Source organism: Planctomycetia bacterium, from assembly GCA_015075745.1.
Classification (GTDB): Bacteria; Planctomycetota; Phycisphaerae; order UBA1845; family UTPLA1; genus UTPLA1.
This window is the reverse complement of the sequence record JABTTW010000001.1, coordinates 449,820-474,009: the sequence shown is the minus strand read 5'-3', so window position 1 is coordinate 474,009 and position 24,190 is coordinate 449,820. Positions and strand designations below refer to the sequence as shown.

At 61.5% G+C, this 24,190-nt stretch carries 16 protein-coding genes and 1 pseudogene; 11 read left to right on the top strand and 6 right to left on the bottom strand.

Features of this window, described 5'->3' with window-relative positions:
• Positions 1 to 109 precede the first annotated feature (109 nt).
• From HS101_01880 to HS101_01855, 6 genes are all read left to right on the top strand, one after another.
• Positions 110 to 3,736: a hypothetical protein gene (locus HS101_01880; GenBank protein ID MBE7505014.1), complete on the top strand. Its 3,627-nt coding sequence runs from the start codon at positions 110 to 112 to the stop codon at positions 3,734 to 3,736.
• Between the two features lie 147 nt (positions 3,737 to 3,883).
• Positions 3,884 to 4,474 carry a sigma-70 family RNA polymerase sigma factor gene (locus tag HS101_01875; GenBank protein MBE7505013.1) on the top strand — a complete coding sequence of 197 codons (591 nt, stop codon included), beginning with the start codon at positions 3,884 to 3,886 and terminating at the stop codon, positions 4,472 to 4,474.
• Positions 4,471 to 5,643: a DUF4349 domain-containing protein gene (locus HS101_01870; protein MBE7505012.1), complete on the top strand. Its 1,173-nt coding sequence runs from the start codon at positions 4,471 to 4,473 to the stop codon at positions 5,641 to 5,643. Before HS101_01875 ends, HS101_01870 begins: the two co-directional genes overlap by 4 nt.
• 272 nt (positions 5,644 to 5,915) lie before the next feature.
• Positions 5,916 to 7,556, top strand: coding sequence for a polysaccharide-degrading enzyme (locus tag HS101_01865; protein ID MBE7505011.1), 1,641 nt, complete (start codon positions 5,916 to 5,918; stop codon positions 7,554 to 7,556).
• A gap of 921 nt (positions 7,557 to 8,477) precedes the next feature.
• Positions 8,478 to 8,957 carry a polymer-forming cytoskeletal protein gene (locus tag HS101_01860; GenBank protein MBE7505010.1) on the top strand — a complete coding sequence of 160 codons (480 nt, stop codon included), beginning with the start codon at positions 8,478 to 8,480 and terminating at the stop codon, positions 8,955 to 8,957.
• A 396-nt stretch (positions 8,958 to 9,353) separates the two neighbouring features.
• Positions 9,354 to 11,297: an FHA domain-containing protein gene (locus HS101_01855; protein ID MBE7505009.1), complete on the top strand. Its 1,944-nt coding sequence runs from the start codon at positions 9,354 to 9,356 to the stop codon at positions 11,295 to 11,297.
• Between the two features lie 11 nt (positions 11,298 to 11,308).
• On the opposite strand, the gene HS101_01850 is transcribed toward HS101_01855, so the two are convergent.
• Positions 11,309 to 12,595, bottom strand: coding sequence for an IS256 family transposase (locus HS101_01850; GenBank protein MBE7505008.1), 1,287 nt, complete (start codon positions 12,593 to 12,595; stop codon positions 11,309 to 11,311).
• Between the two features lie 334 nt (positions 12,596 to 12,929).
• Positions 12,930 to 13,532: a class I SAM-dependent methyltransferase gene (locus HS101_01845; GenBank protein MBE7505007.1), complete on the bottom strand. Its 603-nt coding sequence runs from the start codon at positions 13,530 to 13,532 to the stop codon at positions 12,930 to 12,932.
• 195 nt (positions 13,533 to 13,727) lie between these two features.
• Between HS101_01845 and HS101_01840 the strand changes: the two genes are divergently transcribed.
• The 4 genes from HS101_01840 to HS101_01825 all read left to right on the top strand — a co-directional run bounded on the left by HS101_01840 (position 13,728) and on the right by HS101_01825 (position 17,816).
• Entirely contained in the window at positions 13,728 to 14,258 is a 531-nt protein-coding gene (locus tag HS101_01840) for a hypothetical protein (protein MBE7505006.1), read from the top strand.
• On the top strand, positions 14,255 to 14,704 hold the full coding sequence (locus tag HS101_01835; GenBank protein ID MBE7505005.1) for a hypothetical protein: 450 nt from the start codon (positions 14,255 to 14,257) through the stop codon (positions 14,702 to 14,704). The genes HS101_01840 and HS101_01835 overlap by 4 nt, the downstream gene beginning before the upstream one ends.
• A gap of 104 nt (positions 14,705 to 14,808) precedes the next feature.
• The gene (locus HS101_01830; GenBank protein ID MBE7505004.1) at positions 14,809 to 16,029 is read left to right on the top strand and encodes an alpha/beta hydrolase; all 1,221 of its coding nucleotides are present in this window, start codon (positions 14,809 to 14,811) and stop codon (positions 16,027 to 16,029) included.
• A gap of 83 nt (positions 16,030 to 16,112) precedes the next feature.
• A complete protein-coding gene (locus HS101_01825; GenBank protein MBE7505003.1) occupies positions 16,113 to 17,816 on the top strand; it encodes a GH3 auxin-responsive promoter family protein in 1,704 nt (567 codons plus the stop codon).
• Here the strand turns inward: HS101_01825 and deoC are convergent, their stop codons facing one another.
• Complete coding sequence (gene deoC, locus HS101_01820; GenBank protein MBE7505002.1) at positions 17,817 to 18,536, bottom strand: deoxyribose-phosphate aldolase; 720 nt, start codon at positions 18,534 to 18,536, stop codon at positions 17,817 to 17,819. It lies immediately after the preceding gene.
• 321 nt (positions 18,537 to 18,857) lie between these two features.
• Positions 18,858 to 19,313, bottom strand: a pseudogene (gene rpiB, locus HS101_01815) (ribose 5-phosphate isomerase B).
• Positions 19,314 to 19,509: 196 nt separating this feature from the next.
• Here rpiB and HS101_01810 point away from each other — a divergent pair.
• Positions 19,510 to 20,625 carry a glycosyltransferase family 4 protein gene (locus HS101_01810; protein MBE7505001.1) on the top strand — a complete coding sequence of 372 codons (1,116 nt, stop codon included), beginning with the start codon at positions 19,510 to 19,512 and terminating at the stop codon, positions 20,623 to 20,625.
• A 45-nt stretch (positions 20,626 to 20,670) separates the two neighbouring features.
• Here HS101_01810 and HS101_01805 read toward each other — a convergent pair whose 3' ends face one another.
• A complete protein-coding gene (locus tag HS101_01805; protein ID MBE7505000.1) occupies positions 20,671 to 22,137 on the bottom strand; it encodes an HD domain-containing protein in 1,467 nt (488 codons plus the stop codon).
• Between the two features lie 254 nt (positions 22,138 to 22,391).
• The gene (locus HS101_01800; GenBank protein MBE7504999.1) at positions 22,392 to 23,510 is read right to left on the bottom strand and encodes a hypothetical protein; all 1,119 of its coding nucleotides are present in this window, start codon (positions 23,508 to 23,510) and stop codon (positions 22,392 to 22,394) included.
• Between the last annotated feature and the right edge of the window lie 680 nt (positions 23,511 to 24,190).

Here is a 24,190-nt window from a genome sequence, read left to right as displayed (position 1 = left end):
GATCTGTAGAGTAGGAATTGCCGGAGCCGGAACCTCGCCCCTGTCTCATTCAAAGTCGTCCGTCCGGCAGCGCGAGTGTGGTAGAAGCGGATTCGCACGGAGGATTCAAATGTCCATTAGTTCAATCTCTCGCGGCAATGCCCACGCGGCGCTCGCCGTCCTCGCCATCCTGACATCCTGCTCCGTGCCCCGGCAAGCCCGCGCCGCCGAGCGCATGACCTCCGTCCATCCCGCCGAGTCCGTTTCAATCACCGACGCCCGAGTCGAAATAGTCCTCCCCAACCAGCACCGCGTCACCGGGCAAATCGCCCACCAATCCTCCCGCTTCGGCGACGAGATCATTCAAGGCAAGCTCGACGACGCATCAGTCGGCGACTTCACCCTCGTCCGGCGCGACAGCCGCATCGCCGGCGTCGTCCGCACCGCCTCCGGCCAGACCTTCGAGATCGCTACAACCCCCGACGGTGTCCGCGAGCTCACCGAGGTGAACCGCTCCTCGCGCTTCTCCTGCGGAGACTACCTCTCGCAATACACACGCGGCGCCGACAAGTTCACCCGCCCGTCAAACTCCCCCGGGCAAACCTCCAATGAAGACGCCTCCCCGTCAGACACCCACCCGCGCGGCATCCCCATCACCGGCTGCGACAGCGGCTTCGTCATCGACGTCATGGTCGTCTACACCGAAGCCGCCAAGATCGCCGCAGGCGGTCAGGCCGCCATCGAAATGCGCATCGCCTCCGCCGTCTCCGACACCAACTCCGCCTTCTCCAACAGCGGCATCAGTTGCTTCGTCAATCTCGTCCACCGACAGGAGGTCGCCTACACCGAGACCGGCGACAGCCTCATCGACGGCCCGCGCCTGCTCGATCCCAACGACGGCTTCCTCGACAACGTCCACGCCCTGCGCGAACAACACGCCGCCGACATCGCCATCCTCTGGGTGAGCAGCCTCGAAGTCGGCGGCCGCGTCTTCGCCCCCATGGAGCCCACCGGCGCAAGCGGCTTCCACGAAATGCGCCAGGACAATTGGTCGCTGCTCACCATGGCCCACGAGCTCGGTCACAATCTCGGCTGCGCCCACGACCGGCCAAACGCCTTCCCCGACAACTACTTCTCATACTCCTACGGCTACCACGAACCAGGCGGCGCGTGGCACACCATCATGGCCGTCGTCCCGCCCAACACCCCCGTCATTCCCCATTTTTCCAATCCCAGCATCAACTTCGGCGGCCTGCCCACCGGCGTGCCCATCGGCATGCCCGACGAGAGCCACTGCGCCGCGACGATTAACAAGACCAAGCTCATCGTCGCCAACTATCGCCTGGCCCCCGAGGTCGGCCTGCCCACGCGCCTCTACGTCAACGCCGCGGCATCGCCCGGCGGCGACGGTACCTCCTGGGCCCTCGCCATGGACGATCTGCAAAACGCCATCTGTCAGGCCAGGCGCTCCAGCGGCGCCGTGCAGGAAATCTGGGTCCGCGCCGGCACCTACTACCCCGATCTCAATTCCGATCTCGAGCAAATGGCCTTCTACCTGCGTGACAATCTCGCAATCTACGGCGGCTTCGCCGGCACAGAGACCATGCTCGCCCAGCGCAATCCCGTCACCAACGTCACCATCCTCAGCGGCGAGATCGGCTCCGCCATGACCACCCTCGACAACAGCAACAACGTCGTCATGTCCATCGGCAACGGCGCGACCGCCCGCCTGGACGGCTTCACAATCACCAAGGGCAGCGCCGACACGTCAAACCTCTACTTCACCGACGACGGCGCCGGCATGCGCTGCGACGGCTCCAGCCCCACCGTCGCCAACTGCACCTTCTCGATGAACGCGGTCGTCGACGCCGGCGGCGGAATGGTCAACCTCGCCTTCAGCTCGCCCAACGTCCTGACCTGTACCTTCGCAAACAACACCGCCGAGCGCGGCGGCGGAATGGGGAATCTCGAGGACAGTGCGCCACTCATTTCGGGCTGCACGTTCTTGAGTAATGAAGCGGCGTCCTTTGGCGGCGGAATGTACAGCATATTGAGCAGTCCCATTGTCACGGACACTAATTTCGAAATGAACGTGGCCGAGGATTCCGGCGGTGTGATGAATTGGGAAAGTAGCGTGATCTTCGACACATGCACATTTGGTCCGGGCAACACATCACTTTTTGCGGCAGGTGGCGTCCACAATGCATATAGCGACGGGACGTTCTTGAGTTGCGAGTTTACAGCGAATGAATCGACTTATGCCGGGGGGATGCGGAATTTTGCGTCTGCGTTGACTATTTCACTTTGCGATTTCAACCTCAACCTTGCAACAGCAATCGGTGGTTCTGGAGGAGCCGTTGGAAATGAACTAGATCCGGCACCGCTTTTTGACCAGTGCACCTTTTCGGCGAACACCGCAGACTACGCCGGAGCGATGGATAATTTTGCGTGTGCGCCTGAGCTGGTCGATTGCGAGTTTACTTTAAATGATGCGGACAACGGTGGTGGGGCGGTGGGTAACTTTCTGGATTCACAGGCGTCGCTCGTGCGGTGTCAGTTCTTCTCCAACACCGCCGGTTTCGGTGGGGCGGTCTACTGCCTCGATGTCACCGACGTGGCATTCACCGGCTGCGAGTTCTTCAACAATTCCGCCAACGATGCCGGCGCCATGTACTTCTACAACGCCGGTTCCCTCGTCGACGGCTGCCGCTTTGAAGGAAACACCGCCGGCGTCATCCCCTCCGGCCTCGGCGGAGCCATCGGCGCCGTCGTCGGCAGCAATCCCGTCATCCGCCGCTGCACCTTCATCGATAACTCCGCGGGTGGCTCCGGTGGCGCCATCTGGCTCGACAGCAGCCCTGCGATTCTTGCCAGCAGCTACCTCCTCGGAAACTTCTCCGACTGGAGCGGTGGGGCGATCGAGAACATCGCCAGCGACTCCCTCATCGCCGGCTGCGTCTTCAGCGGCAACACCGCCACAAACAGCCACGGCGGCGCCGTCACCATCGCCGGCGCCGTCAGTCCGACCCTGGCCAACGACAGCTTCAGCGGCAACCACGCCGGTTTCGCCGGCGGAGCCCTCGCCCTCGACGCCGCAAATCCGACGTCCGTCTCCAACTGCCTCCTCTGGGGCAACACCGATCCCAACGGCTCAGCCCAGTCGCAGCAGATTCAGATCTTCGGCGGCTCAATCGACATCAACTATTCCTCGGTCGAAGGTTGGACAGGATCCCTCGGCGGCCTCGGCAACAACGGCTCCGACCCGATCTTCGCCGATGCCGACGGCGGCGACGACACCCCCGGCACCGAAGACGACGACCTCCGCATTGCCTCCGGCTCCCCGGCCGTCGACTCCGGCGACAACACCCGCGTGCCGCTCGACGCGGCCGATCTCGATGTCGACATGGACCTCGCCGAGCGCCACCCGCTCGACCTCGACGACCAGCCGCGCTTCGCTGACGACCCCGCCACCGCCGACACCGGCGTCACCGATCCGCCGACCTATCTCGTCGTCGTCGATCGCGGCGCCTACGAAGTGCAGTTCATCCCCGGCGAGTGCGGCACCTGCCCCGGCGACGTCAACGGTGACAACAACATCACCGGAGCGGACATCCAGATGCTCATCGACTGCATCCTCGCCGGCCCCTTCATCGGCCCCGGCTGCGAGTGCGCCGACACCGACAATAGCTTCGACCTCAACTCCGCCGACGTCCCCAACTTCGTCACCGCGGCGATCAGCGTTGGAGGCTGTCCGTAGCGAGCCATCCATGGAATGGATTTGGGCCATCGGGTGGCATTTCCGCGATCCAATCGCAGCGTGGCGGGCCGATCACGCGAATCGGTCGATCGATTCTGCGATTTTTCCCTATCGCGCGAACCAAACGGGCCTCCGATCGGTCTAATCATGCGGGACGCAGCCGAGGGCCGCCGGGCAATGCAAGACAAGAGCGACGAAACACTGCTTCGGGAGCTTGGTCAGGGCCACGGCCGGGCGCTGGAGGAGCTGGCGCGCCGTTACGAAAGACAACTGCTCGGCGTTGCGATGGGAATGATGGGCGGCCGCCGTGACCTTGCCAGAGACGCGGTTCAGGAGTCGTGGGTCCGCGTGATTCGTTTCGCCGCAGGCTTCAACGGTCAATGCCAGGCGAAGACATGGCTGTACCAGATCGTGATGAATCAATGCCGGAGCCTGCACACCGCCATCGCGGGGCGTCGGGAAAAAACGTCGGACGCGTCATGCGAAGGGAGCTCGATTGAGTCAACGCGGAGCGTCGAAGACGACGCCATAAGGAGCGAGCGAGCGTTTACCTTGCGAGATGCGGTCGGCAGGCTCGCCGACGAAAAGCGAGAAGTGATTCTGCTCTGCTACCACGAAGGGCTGACGCATGAGGAGGCGGCGGACGTCCTTGGAATTCCGATTGGCACGGTGAAGTCCCGACTCCACGCGGCGCTTGAGGCACTGCGAGCAATGCTGTCCCTGGAGATGGACCGATGACGACTAACGACAATACGGAGCTGAATGCCGCTCTACGCGACCTTACGAAGTGGGACGCTCGCGAAGCGGGCCAGTGGCGCAGGGCGCTCGCTTCGACCGGCCTGCGCGCGAGTCGCGGTAACTTCGGCAGGCTTCGGGGACGCAGATTCTCGCCGATGACCGTTGGAATCTCGGCGGCGGCGGTCTTGATTCTGTCGGCGGTGGTGGTCAATCTCGTCCCGCAACTCTCGACCGCTCCAGCGCGTGACCGAGCGCGAAAGAGTCCGCGTCTCACCGCCGATCTCAAAGGCGTTGGACAGGCCATGTATGTTTACCAGCAAGGTGAGTCCGGCTCTTGGCCATACGCTGGATCTTCGAGCGCTCTGCCACGGCAGTTTTTTTCGCCGTCCACGACAGATGTGGAAATGGCCGGTCCCACGCTTGATAGTCAATCGGCGGCAGGTACTCCGTCAGTCCCCGCATCGTCGCTCGCGGAAACTTCCAGACCGATCACGAACCGGCACGTCATCCGCAATGCGAATATCGAGCTGAGGACCAATGATGTGCGCGCCGTCTATCTCAAGGCCCGACTATCGGTGCAGCCTGAACTGGGCGAGTACGTCAAGGAGTCATCGCTGTACGGCTCGGGCACCGACGCTTTCGCCAGCATGACCCTGTGCGTCGCCTCCGCCCGGTTGCCAGACGCGATGAACGGGCTTCGAGAGCTTGCCACGGTGGATACGGAGGGGCAGACCGGTCGCGACGTGACCGAGCAGGTCATTGATCTGGAGGCCCGGCTGCGCAACGAACGCCGTATCGAGCAAGAATTGCTCAAGTTGCTCGATGAGCGAAAGGACGCACCCCTTTCGGACGTGATTCAACTGCGCGAGAAGCTCAAGGAGGTGCGCGGAGAGATTGAGCGTCTGGTGGGGCAGCGCGAGGGGCTCGCGGGACTGACGGACCTGGCCACGATTCTGGTACAGATACGCTCTTCGGACGCAAGCGCAAGCCGAGGGAATTGGCTCTCCGGCTCTTTCGGCGAGCGAATAAGCGCGGGTTGGTACAGCGGCGTGGACTTCATGACCGGCACGCTGGCGACGATGGTGCAGTTTCTAGTGGGCGGCAGCGTGATCTGGGTCGTTGTCACGTCGGTCGTAGTCGTCGTCTGGCGGAGAAGGCGATCGAGATAGCAGGCCGTACGCATGAACCCTCGGCCGTGCTTGAACAATTGAGGCAGCGGCCGACAAGACATCGCAGTAACTTTCTTCGAGACGGTCGCAGAGCCACAATCAGACTCAAATTGACAGCCGCTTGGACTGCGACGACCAGCCGCGCTTTGGCGTTTGCTGACGGTCGAGCGAATTAGGGGCACCGCATTACCGGTTCACGCTCAATCGTCGCCGCCTCCGCGTCTTCCTCGTACAATCCTCGCGCATCCCTCCCTCGCGCGAGGACCACGCCGGTGCGCACCATTCAATCACTCCCACTCGTTCGCGCCATTGCGCATTCAATCTGCATCTGCGCTCTCTTCGGCACATTCACCGCCGCCCGCGCCGCCGACTTTCACGTCGGCACGAGTCAGCCGTTTTCATCAATCGGCGCCGTTCCGTGGCACACGCTCTCCCCCGGCGACACAGTCTGGATCCACTGGCGCGCCGCCCCATACAACGAGAAGTGGGTCATCGGCCGCCAGGGCACTGCCTCTCTTCCAATCAGCGTGCGCGGCGTCCCAGGCCCCTCCGGCCAGCGCCCGATCATCGACGGCCAAAACGCAACCACCCCCGCGCCCCTCAACTACTGGAACGAAGCCCGCTCCGTCATCAAGGTCGGCGGTTCAAACACCCCGACAAACGATATGGCCCAGTGGATTCTCATCGAAGGCCTCGACATCCGCGGAGCCCGCCCGCCCAACACCTTCACCGGCGACACCGGCCAGGTGCAGACCTACTCACTCAACGCCGCGGCCATTCACGTCGAGCTCGGCGAGCACATCACCATTCGTGACTGCATCATCCGCGACAGCGGCAACGGCATTTTCGTCAGTTCCTTCGACGAGGATATCTCCCGCGACATCCTCATCGAAAACAATTACATCCATTCCAACGGCAACAGCGGCAGCATCTTCGAGCACAACACCTACACCGCCGCCATCGGCATCGTCTATCAGTTCAACCGCTTCGGCCCCCTCGCCTCAGGCGCCGGCGGCAACAATCTCAAGGATCGCTCCGCCGGCCTCGTCGTCCGCTACAACTGGATCGAGGGCGGCAATCGACAGTTGGACCTCGTCGACGCCGAAGACAGCACCCTCATCCGCGACCATCCGACTTATCGCCGCACCGATGTTTACGGCAACGTCCTCATCGAGCCGGCCGGCGCAGGCAACCGCCAGATCATCCACTACGGCGGCGACAGCGGCACAACAGGCGACTATCGCAAGGGCGATCTCTTCTTCTATCACAACACGCTGGTCTCCACCCGAACCGATCGAACAACGCTCGTGCGCCTCTCCACCAACGACGAACACTGCGACGCCAGAAACAACATCCTCTACGTCACCACCCCCGGCAGCGAATTCGCCATGCTCGACGCCACCGGCGTCCTCGACCTCTCCCACAATTGGATCAAGCCGGGCTGGGTCGGCGCATTCGGCGGCCTTTCCGGCGTCATCAACAACGACGGCACGCAGATCCTCGGCGCGTCGCCGGGCTTTACGAACGAAGCGGGGCAGGACTTCACGCTGACATCGAGTTCGGCCTGCGTCGACGCCGCAACCGCGCTCCACCCAACCGTCGCCGTCGACGGCGCGGTCACGCGGCAATACGTGAAGCATCAATCCAGCATGACGCGAACAATCGCCGGCGCAGCCTCCGACGTAGGTGCTTTTGAGCGGATACCTTCGTGCAATGCCGACATCGACTGCGACGATGACTGTGACGACGACGACGTGCCCGCCTTCGTCCTGGCCCTCATCGACGCCGAGGCCTTCGCCCAAGCCTACCCCAGCTGCCCCGTCGAATCCGCCGATCTCAACCAGGACACCACCGTAAACGCCCTCGATATACCCGCCTTCATCGCCGCAATCCTCTCAGCAACCACCCCGTAACCCTCCCCCAACAACGATCCCCGGACCCCAAAGATCCCCGGACTTAGAAGCGCCCGGACTTCGACGAGCCCCGGATCCCGAAGAGCCCCCGACTTCGAAGAGCCCCGGACTTCAGTCCGGGCGGTTCATCATCCACCAGCGGCCCCCATTCCGCGCGCACACCGAGCAAGATTTGATACATGGAGATCAATCCACCCACACCCCGCGAGGTAGTGCCCGATGTCCCCGGTACCGACAATCCCAACCGCAAGCCTCAACCCCCAAACCTGCAGCCTACAGCCTCGCCCCTCAGGTCCCCGGGGTCTTCGGAATTTCGGAATCTCGACGTTTCGACGTTTCGACTTTTCGACGTTTGTCCCCAAAAACCACCCAAAACGCGAAGCGCCCCAACACATGCCCGCCACAAGAGTTGCAAACGAAAAAAATTGCGTGTGTCACCTTATGTCACCTTCGATTTTGCGCTGCCCGCGCCTCTTGTTCGGCCGGAAAGCACCGTTTGCTGACCTGCGAGGCGCGGATCACGACGCCGGCGAGAAACCGACGCGGTCGGCGGCCGGCCCAGGCAGGGGAAACGCGGAGCCCCAAGAATTCACAGCCCCTCGGCAAGGTGCTGATGCTGATCCCTGGATTGCCGGTTTGTGGCTCGAAAGGGAGGCGATCTGCTGTGCATGGGCCGGATTCTCGATCCAGTCGAAAGAAAAATCACAGGAAGCAATGGATCGTAAAGTCATGCCGCCGGCCTCGTTCTGAGCATTGGCAGGCAAGGGCAATGGCGCGATCGCTCGGTGACGAGGTTTGTTTGTTTTTTACAGGGTGGTCGTTATACTTTCTCGTCTCCACGGAGGGGCGGTTCAAAACCAAGGTAGGCATTCTTGAACGGATAATTGCCCCCTGCGGCGGGGTCTTGGAGGATATGGAATCATGGCCGACATGAACGGTGAATTTCCCACAGTCATCGGGCCGGACGCGAAGTTCAAGGGCGAACTGTCATTCGAGAAGGGCGTCCGGATCGAGGGCGGCTTCGACGGCCATATCAAGTCCAAGGGCACCCTGCACGTCGCCGAAGGCGCGAAGATCTCGGCGAATGTCGAGGCCTCCAACGTCAAGGTGGAGGGCGAGTGTAAGGGGAATCTCGTCGTATCTGAGAAGCTTCATCTGCTCGCCACCGCGAAGGTCGAGGGCGACCTGCGGACGACGCGGCTGGAGATCAACGATGGGGCGATCTTCGTCGGCAATGTCATCGTCGGTCAGGCAGCGGCCGAAGCGGCTTCGCGACGGTCAATGCCGTCCGAAAACTCCTCGCCCTCTTCTGATGGGCCCCGCGTCGCGCCCCAGGGCAGCCCCGGCATCGTTCGCCCAGCCCCGCGCCCGGCGGAAATCCGCGTCCCGGCGAACCCGTAGCTGTGAAGTAGTTCTGCATGGTTGGCGGATGGCGTATCCGCGAGCCAATCGCAGTCAGTGGAATACACGACCACTATCGAGATTTGATCATTGCCTTAAGACGACTTCCGTGGGCCGTTTCGGTAGTTTTTATTTTGGGCACTAACCGACACTCACAATTCGGGTCAGAAAAGGAGTAAGTCGTCATAATTGACTTGGCGTCTAACGCTCGTTTATGCTGATTCTAAGTCACGTTGCCCGCCGTTCGGGCAGCCTGCCTCGTTTTCACCTCCGCGTCGAGGCTTTGGGGCAATGATTAGAAGTAATTTTTTGGATTTTGCGCTGCGACAGTACCCGGCGCTATTGGAGATCACGTTGTGTGAGTAACCACTTTCAAATGAGCAAGAGGGCTACGTCATGGTACGGATCGAGGTCTTGGAATCAGGCCAAAGTACTGCGATGGTCTTGGATCGCCAGGTAATCCGCATTGGGAGAGAGAGCGACAACGACGTGGTATTGGCGGATGAAAAGGCATCGCGCCATCACTGTGAGTTGAAGTTGCAGCCCAATGGTATCATGATTCGTGATCTATCGTCGCGTAACGGGACATTTTTTGGCAACGAGCGGATCACCCAACTGCTTCTGAGTAAGAATGGCTCAATCACCATCGGCAAGGCCAAGATTAGGCTGAATATTGACTCACAGCGTTTTTCATCAGCCAGCCCTCCTCCGTCTCCCGCGGACATTTCCGAAATTGTAGCGGTTAGCTCGGGGAATTCTGGTAGACCGGATGACAAGCATTGGGCTCGGGTGGCGATGGATGCGGCTAGCGACTATTCGCTGGCAGGGGGTAAACGCGAAAAAACCGATTGGGTAGAGCGGCTATTCTATCGGCAATGGCTCGCGAAGGTAGTAATTTCGTCCATCGTGGTCGTCGTGCTCATTGGTGCATCAATTTGGTATGTCGTCAGCAGTCGTGCTGAACGCAAGGCACTTGCAGAACAAAAAGTCAGAGAGAATGCATCGCTGGTTTCTGACGCTCGAACTAAAGTTGAGGAGTTGCTTCAGAAAAGCAAGCCTGGCGAAGCGGCTCAAGCAGTTAGGCAGGCGCAGCTTGCGGGCCTCGAAATCTCGGTAGTCACGGAATTGGAGGCTGCGATTGCCAAGGGAGCCGAGGGGCTAAGGTCTGAAATACTCGCAAAAGCGAAACTGGAACTAGAGAGTGGAGGGCTAAAGAAGGTAGAGGAGTTACTGCGGGATGCAAGGGCTCTCAACGAGTTTGTTCAGGATACACGGCAGGTCGAGAAACTGGAAAAGCGTTTGGCAGAAGCACGTGAGGCCGCGGAATACGCACCCGCAATGGCTTTGTTCGCCAAAGCAAGGCAATCGCTCTCGTCCGGTGATTTTGAGGGAGCGCTTCAGAATTATGAATTAGCTCGCAATAGACCGCACAAAGGTCCTGAAATTGACGAATTTGGGAACGAACTCAGAGAGAAAATCGGCGGGAGGTTGAGGATCATCGGATTGCCCCCGGAGGGTATTGTTCGATTTGCCGGGCTTCCGCCCGCGGGACCTTCTGAGGTCGTTTCTGGCCTAAAGTCAGGTCTAGTGGAATTCACCGTGGAAGCAAGGGGGTTTTTGCCCGAGTCGCTCAGCGCGCATGTGAATTTTCCCGAGATTACGGAACAGGTTGTATCTTTAGTGCCGGAGGCCAGTGAGCCACTTTGGGCGATGAATGTGCTTCAGGGGCATTGTGCACAGCGTCTCGTCGAGGTCTATTACAAGCAGGTGTTAAAGGACGAGGACGAGAAGGGAAAAATAGACGCATTAAAGTCTCAATGTAATGCGGATATTAATTCCATGGATTTCTCGCAGGATCCAGAGAGTCCTTTCAAGAAATCACTCCAGCGTGCGATTACTCGCCTCACGAAGCTCAAAAACGGCCAATTCATTCTTGCGTTGGATGATCTAGGCACATTGGCCGAATCTACTTCGGACAAGGGCCGAGCTGCAATCATTCGCGAATCAGCTTCCGAGCTGAAGCCCTACATCAATAGAATCGAGCGTGGGTGTTCGCAATGCTGGGGTCAGGGAGCCGTTCCGTGTGCTCGGTGCATGGGGATTGGGAAGTCTAAGGAGAGCAGGGTTTGTAAAAGTTGTGATGGGCAGGGGCAAAAGACGCACACGACCTGCAAGGGAACCGGCTTTCAGGAATGTAAACCGTGCAATGGTAAAGGTGTTAAGGCGAGATGGGTCAGCGGCGGCGGACAAGGGGCGACTTCCGCCAAGCGGCGAGTCGAGACCGAATGCAAGACATGTCATGGAGAGGGGCGGATCGGAGTAATGGTCAAATTTCGTTGATGACGCGGTAATCAGGCGGCGTTTCTCTCGGCCTTTTCTCCATTGACGAACTTCACACCGGCGATGACATCGGGAAGCAGCGTCGCGCCATTGAGCAGCCGCCAGTGGTTCGCGGCGGACTCGCACAGCTTGAACACCATTGCCAGACACGCGATCCGACTGCCGTTGCCTTTGGTCCGGCGGTGACGCAGCCGCACCGTGGCGAACGTACTTTCGATCGGATTCGTCGTCCGCAGGTGCCGCCAGTGCTCGGCCGGGAAGTCGTAGAACGTCAGCAGCACCTCGCGATCCTTCACCAGGCACTCGGCCGCGCCGGGGTATTTGGCCGCGTAGTGGGCCACGAAGTGATCGAACGCCTGGTTCGCATTCTCCCGCGTCGGCGCCATCCAGATCTCGTGCAGCTTGGCCTTCGCGCCGGTCTGCACCCGCTTGGGCATCTTGTCCAACACGTTGGCCGTCTTGTGCACCCAGCAGCGCTGCGCCCGGGTCGTCGAATAGACCTTCGGCAGCGCCGCCCAGAAGCCCAGCGCTCCGTCCGCCGTGGCCAGCTTCGGGTCGATCGTCATGCCCCGTTGTTGGCAGTCCAGCAGCAGCGAATACCACGACTGCTCGCTCTCGCGATGGCCGTCGACCACCGCGATCAGCTCCTTGCGGCCGTCCGCCCTCGCGCCCATCAGCACCAGAATGCACTGCCGGTCTTCCTCCAGGCGGATGTTGAAGTGAATCCCATCCGCCCAGAGGTACACGTAGTGCTTGCCTTCCAGGGAGCGGCGATTCCATGACTGGTACTCGTCCTGCCAACTCGTCATCAAACGCGTGATCGTCGTGGCGCTGAGCCCCGCCGCCTGGGGACCGACCAGCGCCTGCAGGGCCTCGCTGAAGTCTCCGGTGCTGATGCCCTTGAGGTACAGCCAGGGGATCAACTCCTCGATGGCCTTCGTCTTCCGCAGGTACGGCGGCAAAATCGACGAACAGAACCGCTCCACGGCCTGGCCATTTGCATCCAACGCTTCGCCGGCCTCGCCGCGGCCGACGATCCGACGGTCCCACACCCGCGGCTGCGTCACCTCCACCGGCCCGACGCCGGTGACGAGGGTCCGGGTGGGATGATGGCCGTTCTTGACCACCTGCCGGCGGCCTTGCGGATCGCGCAGATCGGCGTGCCCTTCGATCCAGCCATCGACCTCCGCCTCGATCGCCTGGCCCAGGAGCCGTTGGGCCCCGTCCCGCAGAATCTCCGTCAAAACGTCTCGGCTGGGGACTGGAATCGTCTCGATCGACTCGTTACTCTCCTGCATCGGCGTACTCCTCTGCCCATCGTGGGCGGCTCGGAACCTCGAACAAGTCCCGAGAGTACGCCGCCTTTTTTTATCCCGCCACCATCAACGAAATTCGGTTATAGCTCGCGGATCGTCTGCCGAGGCTGCAAGAACGGGAAGATTCAGTGTTCAAAGTGTAAGGGCGCTGGTTCTCGGGAACAGCGTGGGCCGTGTACTGCATGTCAAGGATCCGGAGGAGATCCATGTTCTTTGTGCGAATCAACCGGACTTCGCGACCGAATGAACATTGAAAAGCGAAAGTCAGTTGAAAAGGCAATTGCCGCCGCGATTGGTAAAGCGGAATAAACAAGACTTACAAATTACGCAGCACGAAGAAGTAGTTGTAGAGGCTGAGGCCGGGGCGGAATTCTTTTTCGACCTCGAAGCCGGCCTCGCGCATGGCGGCGCGGATTCTACGCTTCGGATATCCCAATCGATCGAGTTCCCAATAGTGCTGACCGTCGAAGCGCGGGCGGGAAAGCTGACGGAAGCCCAGCGCCCAGAAGCGCGGTTCGAGTATCGGGACATTGAGCCCAAGGTTGAACCCGACGAGCGGGCACGGCAGCGTGACGATGACGTGCCGGCGCGCGACGCGGCGCAGCTCGACGAGTGCCGGCACGAAGGCATCCCAGGGAAGATGTTCGAGGACTTCGGCGATGAGAATCGTGTCGAAGCTGTTGTCGGCGAGCGGCATCGTGCGCAGATCGCCGGCGACGGTCGGTCGCAATACAGGGTCGAAGTCGAGCGTTGAAAGCGACAGCCCCCAGCGGCGAAGTATCCACGCGGTCAGCCCCATTCCCACGCCGATCTCCAGCACGTCACGCCCGCCGCAGTCGCGCACGGTCTTCGCCTGATACCAATAGGTGATCATGCGCGGGAGATTGAGATAGTCGCCGAGATAGTGGTCGGCGGTCACCTGGATGCGACTCTTTTTTGGCGGATCGGCAGGAATTGCGCAGGCCGTCGCTTCCGGCGATCGAGGCCTGGACGGCGGCGGTGGTGCGGTTTGCAGGGCCATGCGCGTTTCCGGTCGGTAATAGGTCAGGCGGTATATCCGCTGGACCGATAGCCACAGCGTTAGTATCGGTCGGGCGAGGAACGGGGGCGCACGATGCGGGTGAGTTCTGACAATCAAAAACCGTTGATTCTCGTGGCGCTTTGCGGCGGGGGCTGGCACCAGGAGACGTGTCGCCTGCTGGAGCGACTCGATACGGGCGCGTATCGGTTCGCCTATGTGTACGGCCATTGCAAGGGCGTCCATGGGGCAAAGCGACTCGCGACGCCGCATCCGGGCGAATGCTACCCCATGCACTATCTCGGTCCGACGCGAAAGCATCCTGTGCGATTCGTGAGCAACCCGGCGCGGATGCTGATGAGCTGCGTCGAGGCGTTCTCGATTGTTCAGAAACTGCGTCCGGCGTGGATACTCGCCGTCGGCACGTCGATGGCCGTGCCGCTGTTCGCGGCGGGGCGGCTGTTTGGATCGCGGTGCTGCTTTATCGAGTCTCTGACACGCGTGGACGAGCTCTCGCTGACCGGGCGGATTCTCAGGAAGCTGGGGCTTCCACATCGGCTGTACGTTCAGTGGCCGGAACTTGCAGGCGGCGAAGGCGATCTTCGATATGCGGGGGCGGTGATATGATTCTCGTCACCGTCGGCACTCAGTACTTCGACGAGCTGATCGACGCGGTCGATGACCTCGCGGGTCGCGGTGTGCTCGTGCAACCGGTGTTCGGGCAGATCGGTCTGGCCAAGCGAACGCCGCGTCACATGAAGTACGTCGCTTTCGACAAGGACATCCTGTCCAAGGCGGCAGACGCCGACCTGATCATCACGCACGCCGGCACCGGAAGCCTGCTCGAGTTCATTTCACTCGGTCGCCCGATGATCGCCGTGGTTAATCAGGGTAAGGCGGGCAATCACCAGCTTGAGTTTGTGAAGGCCCTCGAGGGGGTGTGTGATTTTTGCTGGGTGGACGACCCCGCGAAGATCGAAAGCGCGCTGGCCGATGCCCGACTGCCAAAGATGAAGCGCCCGGACCTACTGGGTGAACTCGCGTCAGACCTGGACTCACTTCTAAAGACCTAGCGGACAATTCCGGCGAAAGAATCATCCGTTCCACCCTCGTCTAGGGGGATAGCCGCGGCCTATTTACAATGGCGCTGGCGTCGATGGGGGGGTAGCACTATGCTGTGTATTCCAACAGATCGGAGGCCGGCGCGGTGCTGGATATTTCCTCGCAATCGACAGAACTGCTCGCATCTTTCTGGACGGCCGTGGCGCGCAACTGGGCGCTGACTTCGATCATCCTGACGCTGATCCTCCTCGTCGTCATCCCGGCCCTGGTTCTCGTCAAATACCTGCGAATCTGCCTGAACATCATCAGCGATACCGAGCCGCCGCTTTCGGTGCCGCAGTGGTCTTTCCGCCCTATTCCCGGCGAGGAGCGAGACTTCTACGCGACCGACGGGGTCCGGCTTCGGGGCGTGCTGATGCATCCACCGCCCGAGGTGGAGCGACGGGGGACGATTATCTTTGCCCCGGAGTTCAAGAGCACGCGTCTGTCGTGCGCTCGTTATTGTCGGCCGCTGATTGATGCCGGATACGACGTCTTCTCGTTCGATTTCCGCGGCCATGGGGCCAGTGCGTCCGAGGAGGGCTATCGAGCGCGGCAGTGGGCCAGCGACCGAGAGGTCTCCGACATGATGGGGGCCATCTCCACGGTCGAGCAATGGCTGGAGGAGCAGGGTCGCCCGATTGAGATCGGACTCTTCGGCATCTCCCGCGGGGCCTGCGCGGGGATTCTGGCGAGCGAGTCGTGCGCGTCTGTTCGGGCACTCATTACCGACGGCGCATTTTCATCGGACTGCACGCTTGAGCATCTAATGAAACGCTGGGCGAAGATCTACGCCCGGGTGAAGATCATCTATGAGAATCACCCGCCGGAGTTCTGGAGGTTTCTTCGCTGGTGCCTTTTCCTGACATGTCGCGTCAAGTTCAAATGCCGTTATCCGTCGGTTCGCAAGACGCTCATGCGCATGCTGCCCCGCCCGATGCTCTTCATTCACGGCGAGCGGGACAGTTACATTCCGGTGGAGCAGTCGCGGCTGCTGTACGCCCTGTCGGCACAGCCCAAGTATCTCTGGGTGGTTCACGGGGCGAAGCACAATCAGTCGGTCGATGTTGTACCCGAGGAATACACCCGGCGCACCGTCGAGTTCTTCGATCGCTATCTTGCCCGGCGCGAAGACGCGGACAACATGTACAAGCAGGGCCGGTTTGTTGAGTTCGCCCTGGGCGCTCTGGCCGAACATAATCAACTCGCCGCCGCCGACGAAATGGGTCGGACGGTCACACGGCTTCGGATTCCCGCCGAATCGCCGGAAGAACTCGACGAGATCGAAGTTAACTGAAAACCACGTTATGATTCTCCGAAACCAGATGTCCCTTTTTCGGGGGCGTCTTGCAGTCCGCGCATCATGGAGTCACCAGGGGCGTGTCCGACCGGTCCATTCTTGATTCGATCTTCGCCAAGGCTGCCAGCCTGCAGGCCTCTCGTACGACGCGAAAGTTCATGGCCGAGCTTGGCTCGGCGATTCGCTGTCAGCAGAGACTTCTGGACCGGCTGATCCGGCGCGGCGCCCTCACGCAATTCGGCCGCGATCATCGACTGGATTCGATACAGTCATACGAGCAGTTTCGCGATCGCGTCCCCATCTGCACCTATGAAGAGCTATCGCCATATGTGGAGCAGGTGCGCGCCGGGCGGGTCGATGCGCTCCTGCCGCCGGGCGAACGAGTGCTCATGTTCGCGCTCACCAGCGGCACGACGGCGCAGCCCAAGTACATTCCCATTACGCCCTCGGTCCTGGCGGAATGCCGGCGGGGATGGAACATCTGGGGCCTGAAGGCGATCATGGATCATCCGCGATCGCTGCTGCGACACATTCTCCAGGTGACCAGCTCGATGCGGGATCACACCGCGCCATCCGGTGTGCCATGCGGAGCGATCACCGGCCTGCTCGCCGCGACGCAGAAGCGGCTCGTCCGGAAGTATTACACGTCGCCCGCGGACGTGGCCGGGATCAGCGATTCGACCGCGAAGTATTACACGATCATGCGACTGGCGATGCCGCGCGACGTCGCCTGGGCCGTCACGGCCAACCCCTCCACACTGATGCTTCTCGCGAAGACGGCCGACGCGCACAAGGAGCGGCTCATTCGCGACATTCACGAGGGCACGCTCTGGGATAAGTTGCCGGTATCAAATGAAATACGCGCCACCCTCCGACCGCGACTGGCGGCCATGCCCGACGTGGCCCGGCGATTGGAGCGGCTGGCGTCCGCAAGCGGATCGCTCTATCCAAAGGACTATTGGCGATTGGATTTCCTCGCGCACTGGACGGGCGGGACGATGGGACTGTATCGCTCGCAGATCCCGCGCTACTTCGGTGACGTGCCGGTGCGCGATATTGGCCTGATCGCCAGCGAAGGGAGAATGTCGATACCGCTGGCGGATGAATCGGCGTCAGGCGTGCTGGCGATCACAAGCCACTTTTATGAGTTCATCCCCGCTGAGGAATACGGCAACGCAAGTCCGACCGTGCTGCGCATGCACGAGCTTCAGGAGGGCCGAGAGTACTTCCTGCTGCTGACCAATGCGAGCGGGCTGTTTCGCTACGACATCGGCGATCGGGTACGCGTCACGGGCTGGCTTGGGCAGGCGCCGATGATCGAGTTCCTCAGCCGCGATGCGCATACGTCCTCCCTGACCGGCGAAAAGCTGACCGAGCACCAGGTTGTGCTGGCGATGCAATCGGTTTGCGGAAAGTCCATGGACAGGGTGGTGGAGTTTGTGCTGTCACCGCGATGGGGAGAGCCGCCGCGCTATCGGCTGTACGTGGAACAGGGCATGGCGCGACAGCATGAAGGACTTGCCGATCGTCTGGATCAGGCGATTTGCAGCGTCAACGGGGAGTACGCGTCGAAGCGGTCCACCTTGCGGCTGGGTGCGTTGGAGATGTGCCCGCTGCCGGCCGGCACACTGACGCGGCGGAATGAGGCGCAGCGTCGGAATCGATCGCGCACGTCGGAGCAGTTCAAGCATCAATATCTATTGGCGGCGCCGGGGCAGGATGGGGAGCTGGCGGATTGTGCGCAGAATTCGTCGGCGGCGTCGGAATCCCTCGAGCAAGCGTGATCAATATTTCTGCGAAGCGGGCTCGGTCGGCGCGGATGCCGCAGCGGCGGGAGCATCGCCCTTCGACTCCCGGATGATCGCGATGCCGGCGCTGGCCCCAATGCGGGTGGCGCCCGCTTCAACCATGGTCTTGAAGTCGCCATAGGATCGGATGCCGCCTGCTGCCTTTACGCCCATGCGCGTCCCGGCGACGGCTTCACTCATCAGGGCCACATCGTGCGCCGTGGCGCCGGTGGAGGCGAATCCGGTGCTGGTCTTGACGAAGTCTGCGCGGGCCCTTCGCGAGAGCAGGCAGGCCCGGACTTTCTCGTCGTCGGTGAGCAGGGCGCACTCGATGATGACCTTGCAGATCGCCCGTCCGTCCATGCAGGCATCGACGACAGCCCTGATATCCTGAAGAACGAGATCATCGTCGTTGCTCTTGAGGGCCCCGATGTTGATGACCATGTCGATTTCCCGGGCTCCGTCGCGAATGGCGCGGCGGGCCTCGAGTGCCTTGACCTCGGCAACATGTGCGCCGAGCGGAAATCCGACGACGGTGCAGACCGCGACGGGCGAACCCTTGAGAATGCCCGCTGCGACCTTGACCCAATTCGGATTGATGCAGACGGAGGCAAACGAGTGCTCCTTCGCCTCTTTGCAGAGCTGCTCGATCTGCGAGCGGGTCGCCTCGGGCTTCAGCAGGGTGTGATCGATGAATTGAGCGACGTCACGCGGAATGGGCCCGCCGCCGAGACCCATGCCGATTCGACCGGCGCCCATACCGATCAGGCCTCTGACCGTGTCCGGGCCGGTTTCGGCGCAGCGACCGCGGCAATCCTCACCACAGCAGGAACAGGCGGACTTCGTCGGCCACCCGCTCTGCGACATCATGCCGGCGATTCGTTCGGCGATTTTTTCCAGGTCCGTTTGGGACAGGTTGGTCAGGCCGCTCATGTTTCGAATCTCATCGGGGGTCATTCGGCTTGGCTGCTCCGGTGTTTGCGTGATCGTCGGCGCGATGGCGGTCTTTGTCGCGGGACTCGGCCGCGATCTTTGCTTTTCCTCAATATCGCCGATCATGGCGACCCGGCGAAGATGTCGCTCGGCGGTGCACTCGGTCCTCAGCCAGACCTCGGCGATCTGCTCGGCGAGGGAGGCGCCGATCAGGCCTGCGCCGAGGGTGAGCACGTTGGCATCGTTGTGCTCCCGGCTGTTGTTGGCCGAGGATACATCATAACAGAGGGCGGCCCTGACGCCGGGAAACTTGTTGGCGACCATGCATGAGCCGATGCCGGCGCCGTCGATCAGGATTCCGCGGGAAGCAGCGCCGTCGGCTACGCGTCCGGCCACGGCGGCGGCGATCAGGGGGTAATCGGCGGGGGATTTGTCATGGACGCCGCAGTCATGAACGGCGTAGCCGCGATCGGTCAGCCATTTCTTCAGGTGCTGCTTGAGCTCGAAGCCGCCGTGGTCCGATCCCAGCGCGATTTGGTTGCTTGATGAAGCGTCAGCCATGCGTGTTCCGGAGTGTGTCGGCGGCCTATCGCACCTGCGTCAGGGCTATTAGGCTCTCTTGCCGGGAGAGCGTCAAGTCTTTCGGGCGAAACAACGCCGATTCGTGTTATGATATGGGTGTTGGTCGATTCATATCGAGTTCGTCCAGGAATCCTGCTGCCTGTCGTTTTGCAGCCGTCACTGGGAGCCACGCAAGGTGGACAACACCGTTGTATGTCTGATGTTCGATGACTCCGTCGCGGAGCGGATACCCTCGGCGATACGTTCGCTTCAGATCGGGCTCATTGACGAGCAGGTCACTCCGGTCTTGACCGTGCCGGATTCGCCGATGTGCACCGACCTTGCGGTGGGCCCGACGGCGGTCATCCCCTATCGGCCGGATCGCTGGCCACGTCTCAGTCGCGAGTCCGACGCGGCGCATTCGATTGTCGCTCAGCTCCGATCACTCAAGCTGGAAGGCCCGCCGCTGATCCACTGCTTCGGAGGTCCGGGCACGTTTCGGACGGCGCGAGAACTGGCGGACTTGGCCGACGGGCAGATGATCGTCAGCGTGTTTTCGATTGAGGAGGCGGCCGAGTTTGGGGCTCGGCCCGGCGCCGATCAGGTACGCGCGCTGTTTCTACCTTCTACGGCGATGGCGGAAGCGACGGAAGGTCGACTGCCGAAAGGGTGTCGAAGTCTGGTCGTCCCATTGGGCGTTTCGCACGAGAACACGGCGAAGGAGCCCGGCGCTGAAGAGGTGCGCCCGATGCTCGTCTTCGCGGGGCCATTGGGATCGGCTTCGAGTCTGATGATTCTCCTGCGCGGCCTGCGCCGGTTGATTGAGACGTATCCGTGGCTGTTGCTCTTTGTCATCGGGAAGGGGCCGGCCGAGCATGCGCTTCGCGGCGCGGCGGAGGACCTTGATGTCGCGGCGAGCGTCATCTTTACGGGGCGCATTGAGTATTTCCGCAATGTACTGAGCGAGGGGCAGATATTCTGCGTTCCGAACTGGGACGGCGGATATCGCGAAGAGACCGTTCATGCGATGAGCGCGGGAACGGCCATCGTCGCGGCCCGTGGCGGCCCCCATGATGGTCTGGTGCACGAGGAGACCGCTATCCTGCATGAGGAGGGCGATGAGGATGGATTCGTCTCGGCCGTGACGCGGCTTTTGGGTGATCCGGGTGTCGGAAGTCGTCTCGGGAAGAATGCGCGGGCCTTCGCGCGCGAGCATTTCTCGGTCTCCAAGATGTCGCTTGGGTATGCGGCTGTTTATCACGAGCTCGGCGGGCGAGATCGGACGCTTTCGATCGGTGATTTCAAAGGGTGATCGGGAGAACTGCAGCGGTGCGGCGACGGGCGACGGCGGTATGGGCTATGCCGACTCGTCCTCGACTTCTTTCTGTGACAGGCTCAGGGTTTCGGGGAAGAGGCGGGGATCATTCACGGGCCGTACGGGTAATTTTTCGTGAACCTGGTCTTCGGAGATTCGCTCCAGGAATTTCACGCCGGTCTTGTAGTTCGACTTGGTGTTGTCCCGGCGACACCAGCTCACCAGACCACGCACCCAGACCAGATTGCCGCCGGCCTCCAGTCTCACGTGTACGACTTCGCCTCGATACATCGGTCGATCGGTCCACATGCAAAGGCCGCCACGCGACAGATCCTGGAGGGGCGCGACGACTTTGGTAGCGCCTTCTCCACCGTCGAGAAGTTTGCCGACGTGGACACATTGCACCTCGGCGCGTCCGCGGCACATGAGCCTGGGCTGCGAGCGGGGTGTGTCGGAGGTTTTTTCCTGACGATGATCGCTGTGGAATGAGTGTCCGCCGTCTTCTTCTGAGGCTGGCTGATCGGCAATCGTCTCCTGCGATTGCCAGCACTTGTGGAACAGTCTGATCCAGACGGAGTAAAGTTCCGGGTCGAACTGCGATCCCTTCTGGTACATCAGCACGCGGGCGGCGTCGACGGGCGACATTCCCTGGCGATAGCTTCTGCGACCAATCAGGGCGTGGAAGGCGTCGACGATGGAGATGATCTTGCTGCCGGTCAGGAGGTCGTTGCCGCCAAGTCCCAGGGGGTAACCGCGGCCGTCGTAGCGCTCGTGATGCTGGAGGATCATCTGCTTGACTGTTTCCGACACCTCGGGGTTGGCGCCGATGAGTCGAACGGACTCGATGGGGTGATGCTGGATGATCCGCAGTTCTTCCGTTGTCAGGGGTGTCTGCTTATTCAGGATGGCGCGGTCGATCTGGAGTTTGCCGAGATCGTGCAACATGCCGGCGAGGCCGAGTTCGCGGAGTGTCTTGTGGTCGCGTCCGAAGACCTCGGCGCCCAGCAGGACGGCGAGGGTGGAGACGGCGAACATGTGACTGGCGGTTGTCTGGTGGTGGCCGCTCATGCAGAGGAGGTTCGCCGCGACGGTGGGCTGGGACAGGACGCCTTCCATGATCGTGTCGAGGAAGTGAGAGGCGCGGTCGATCGACTGCGAGGTGTCCTCGCTGCTGATGAGCTCCCGGACAACGGCGGTGCCGACGCTGTGGACGCAGGAGGCCTTGTGGTCGGCGGGGATGGATGCGTCCATGAGGAGGCTCGAGAGGTTGTCTTCGAGCATGGTCTCGTATTTGCCGAGGTCGTCGCCGTGGACGAGGATCGTCTGGACGCCGGTGCGACGGAGGCGCTTGAAGTCCGGCTTTTGCAGACCGGAGCCTTCTTCGCGGTAGAGTACGGGGGCGCTGCCGTCGGCGCCGGGGAGATACACGGCGACGTCGACCGGGGCGAAGGTGACTAATGTTTCGGCGGCGTCGATTGATACTGATTTGAGTTTTTTCTGGTTCGCCACCGATACGCCTCCTTTGTCGCCGTCGCCCTTTTTAGGCCGCTTGCCGCGGCTGCGCGCCGCGCGAACGGGCCTGCGCATTCTCCGGATTGTTTTCACAGGCTTTCTGTCATCGGCAAACCGCGGCTTTGCCTGTGGATTTCGACCTGGTTGCGGCGTGGGGGGAATTAGGTGCGGCGAGATGCCGAGAAGAAGCCCGGTCAGGGGCGGAGGTCCGCCGCATTATTGGATGACGTGTTGTGCCCCGGTCTTATCGCTTATTGGTCCGGTGCGTCGGGGGAGGTCATGGGGGCTGACGTGGACATGTCGCGGCGCATCTTTTGGATGATCTCTTCGATCATCTGATCGCGGGTTTCGAGGATGTCCGGGGGCAGTTCTTCGGCGCGGATGAGGAACTCGAGGGTGTAGCTGCCGTCGGCGCTGGGGACTGCGATCTTGCCGACGTAGGGCGAAGCGCGAACGGAGGCCTGCTTGCCGCCTTCGTGAAGGGCGTCGGACAGACCGATGCGGACGACCTCGCGCTCGATCTCATATTTGAGGCCGGTCTCGGCGCAGATGAGTTCGAGGGCCTGCCTGATGGAGGTGGATTGCAGGAGCAGGGTGTAGCTTTGGACGGTGTTGGGGGGGAGCTTGAGCATCATGCCGGGCTCCAGCACGAATGCGGTCTCGGCCTTGTCGGACAAGTCCATCAGGACGCGGGCCAGGGGCGTGGCGGTGTAGCGCACGGAGATTCGCCGGGCGAGTCGATTGGCGATCTGGGCCTGCTGGGTGCGGATCACGATGGCGCCGTCATTGGGGAACCAGACCCAGCCGAGCGATGCGGTGGCGACTTCGAGCATGTCGGCCATCGATCCGTTGCCGCTTTTGGTGAGCTGATGGCTGAGCATGTTGGCGGCGTCGACCTTGGAGCTGATGCGATACTGGAGATCGAAGTCCTTGAGGTTTTCCGGGGAGTATCTCGTCTCGCGGCAGCGCTGGAGAAGTTGGAGCTCCTGCCAGGTTGCCCGGCGATTGATTCGTTTGAGCGGGTCGGAGGCGAAGACGAAGATGTCATCGGCGCGGACCTCGTAGGTCATGCCGATGGCGCCGAGGAGCTGGGGGAGGATTTCGCGGAGCGAGGCGTTGGTGATGTTGACGCTGGCGAGCCGGGTCTGCGGCCCCCAGGGGAGGAGCTCCAGCGACTGCTCGTCGAGGGTGAACTTGACGCCGGCCTGATTGCCGATGTCGGCGAGGGCGTCGGTGATGACGGCGTCCTTGACGGTGAGGGCTTCGACCTTGCGGTCGATGGCCGCGGCGACGTCGGTAGGCGTTTGAGCGCCGACGGTCGGCGGCAGGATGAACAGCAGGGCGGGGATGAGCAGGATTCGCATGGTCATGGTCCGGGTCCTCGTAGTGCGGCCGATTATGGAGGCATGCGCGCAGTTTGGGCAACGGGGCGCATGGGCGGCTAGGGAAATGGACCCGGCGGATGGCTGATGGTTAGTGATTAGGGGCATTTTCATGATAGAAGGCCCGTTTTTCGTCGGACAGGGCACGATTCCCGAGGTGACAATAGGCGAAAAATCTCCGGGGGGGGATTGTAAGCGCTTGGGCGGGTGCGGGTTGGGGTTGGGGGCGGAAACGTCGAAAAGTCGAAACGTCGAAACGTCGAAATGGTGAGCGGCGGCGGGGTTGCGCGGGGGCATTCGAGAGGGTCCAGGAGAATGCAGAGGCGGCGGTACTGATTGGGTCGACGCTTGGTGTTGGATGCAATAGGGATCCGGATTTTCTGGTACCGCTTGCTGACGCGCGCGGCTCGGATCGGGGGCGCGGCGTTCGTGGAAGTCTTGCAGAATCGAAGGTGACATAAGGTGACACAGGCCTCGCGGAGATTGTGGCAACACTTGTGGTGGGCGTGGGTTGGGGTGGTTCGCGATTTGGGTGAAAAATGAGCGACACAGGGCTGGGATATGAGGCCTGGGGCTTGCGGTTTGGAGGATGTGCGATTCGTTCATTGCGTGCATCTTTTTTGAGCGTGTTGGGTTCGAGCTCTATTGGCGAATACTTGCTCGACGTG

Excerpts from the sequence above, each read along its gene's own strand:
- HS101_01855 (MBE7505009.1), top strand. The coding sequence starts at position 9,354 with ATGGTACGGATCGAGGTCTTGGAATCAGGCCAAAGTACTGCGATGGTC.
- HS101_01835 (MBE7505005.1), top strand. The coding sequence starts at position 14,255 with ATGATTCTCGTCACCGTCGGCACTCAGTACTTCGACGAGCTGATCGAC.
- HS101_01870 (MBE7505012.1), top strand. The coding sequence starts at position 4,471 with ATGACGACTAACGACAATACGGAGCTGAATGCCGCTCTACGCGACCTT.
- HS101_01800 (MBE7504999.1), bottom strand. The coding sequence starts at position 23,510 with ATGACCATGCGAATCCTGCTCATCCCCGCCCTGCTGTTCATCCTGCCG.
- HS101_01860 (MBE7505010.1), top strand. The coding sequence starts at position 8,478 with ATGGCCGACATGAACGGTGAATTTCCCACAGTCATCGGGCCGGACGCG.
- HS101_01850 (MBE7505008.1), bottom strand. The coding sequence starts at position 12,595 with ATGCAGGAGAGTAACGAGTCGATCGAGACGATTCCAGTCCCCAGCCGA.
- HS101_01840 (MBE7505006.1), top strand. The coding sequence starts at position 13,728 with ATGCGGGTGAGTTCTGACAATCAAAAACCGTTGATTCTCGTGGCGCTT.
- HS101_01880 (MBE7505014.1), top strand. The coding sequence starts at position 110 with ATGTCCATTAGTTCAATCTCTCGCGGCAATGCCCACGCGGCGCTCGCC.
- HS101_01875 (MBE7505013.1), top strand. The coding sequence starts at position 3,884 with ATGCGGGACGCAGCCGAGGGCCGCCGGGCAATGCAAGACAAGAGCGAC.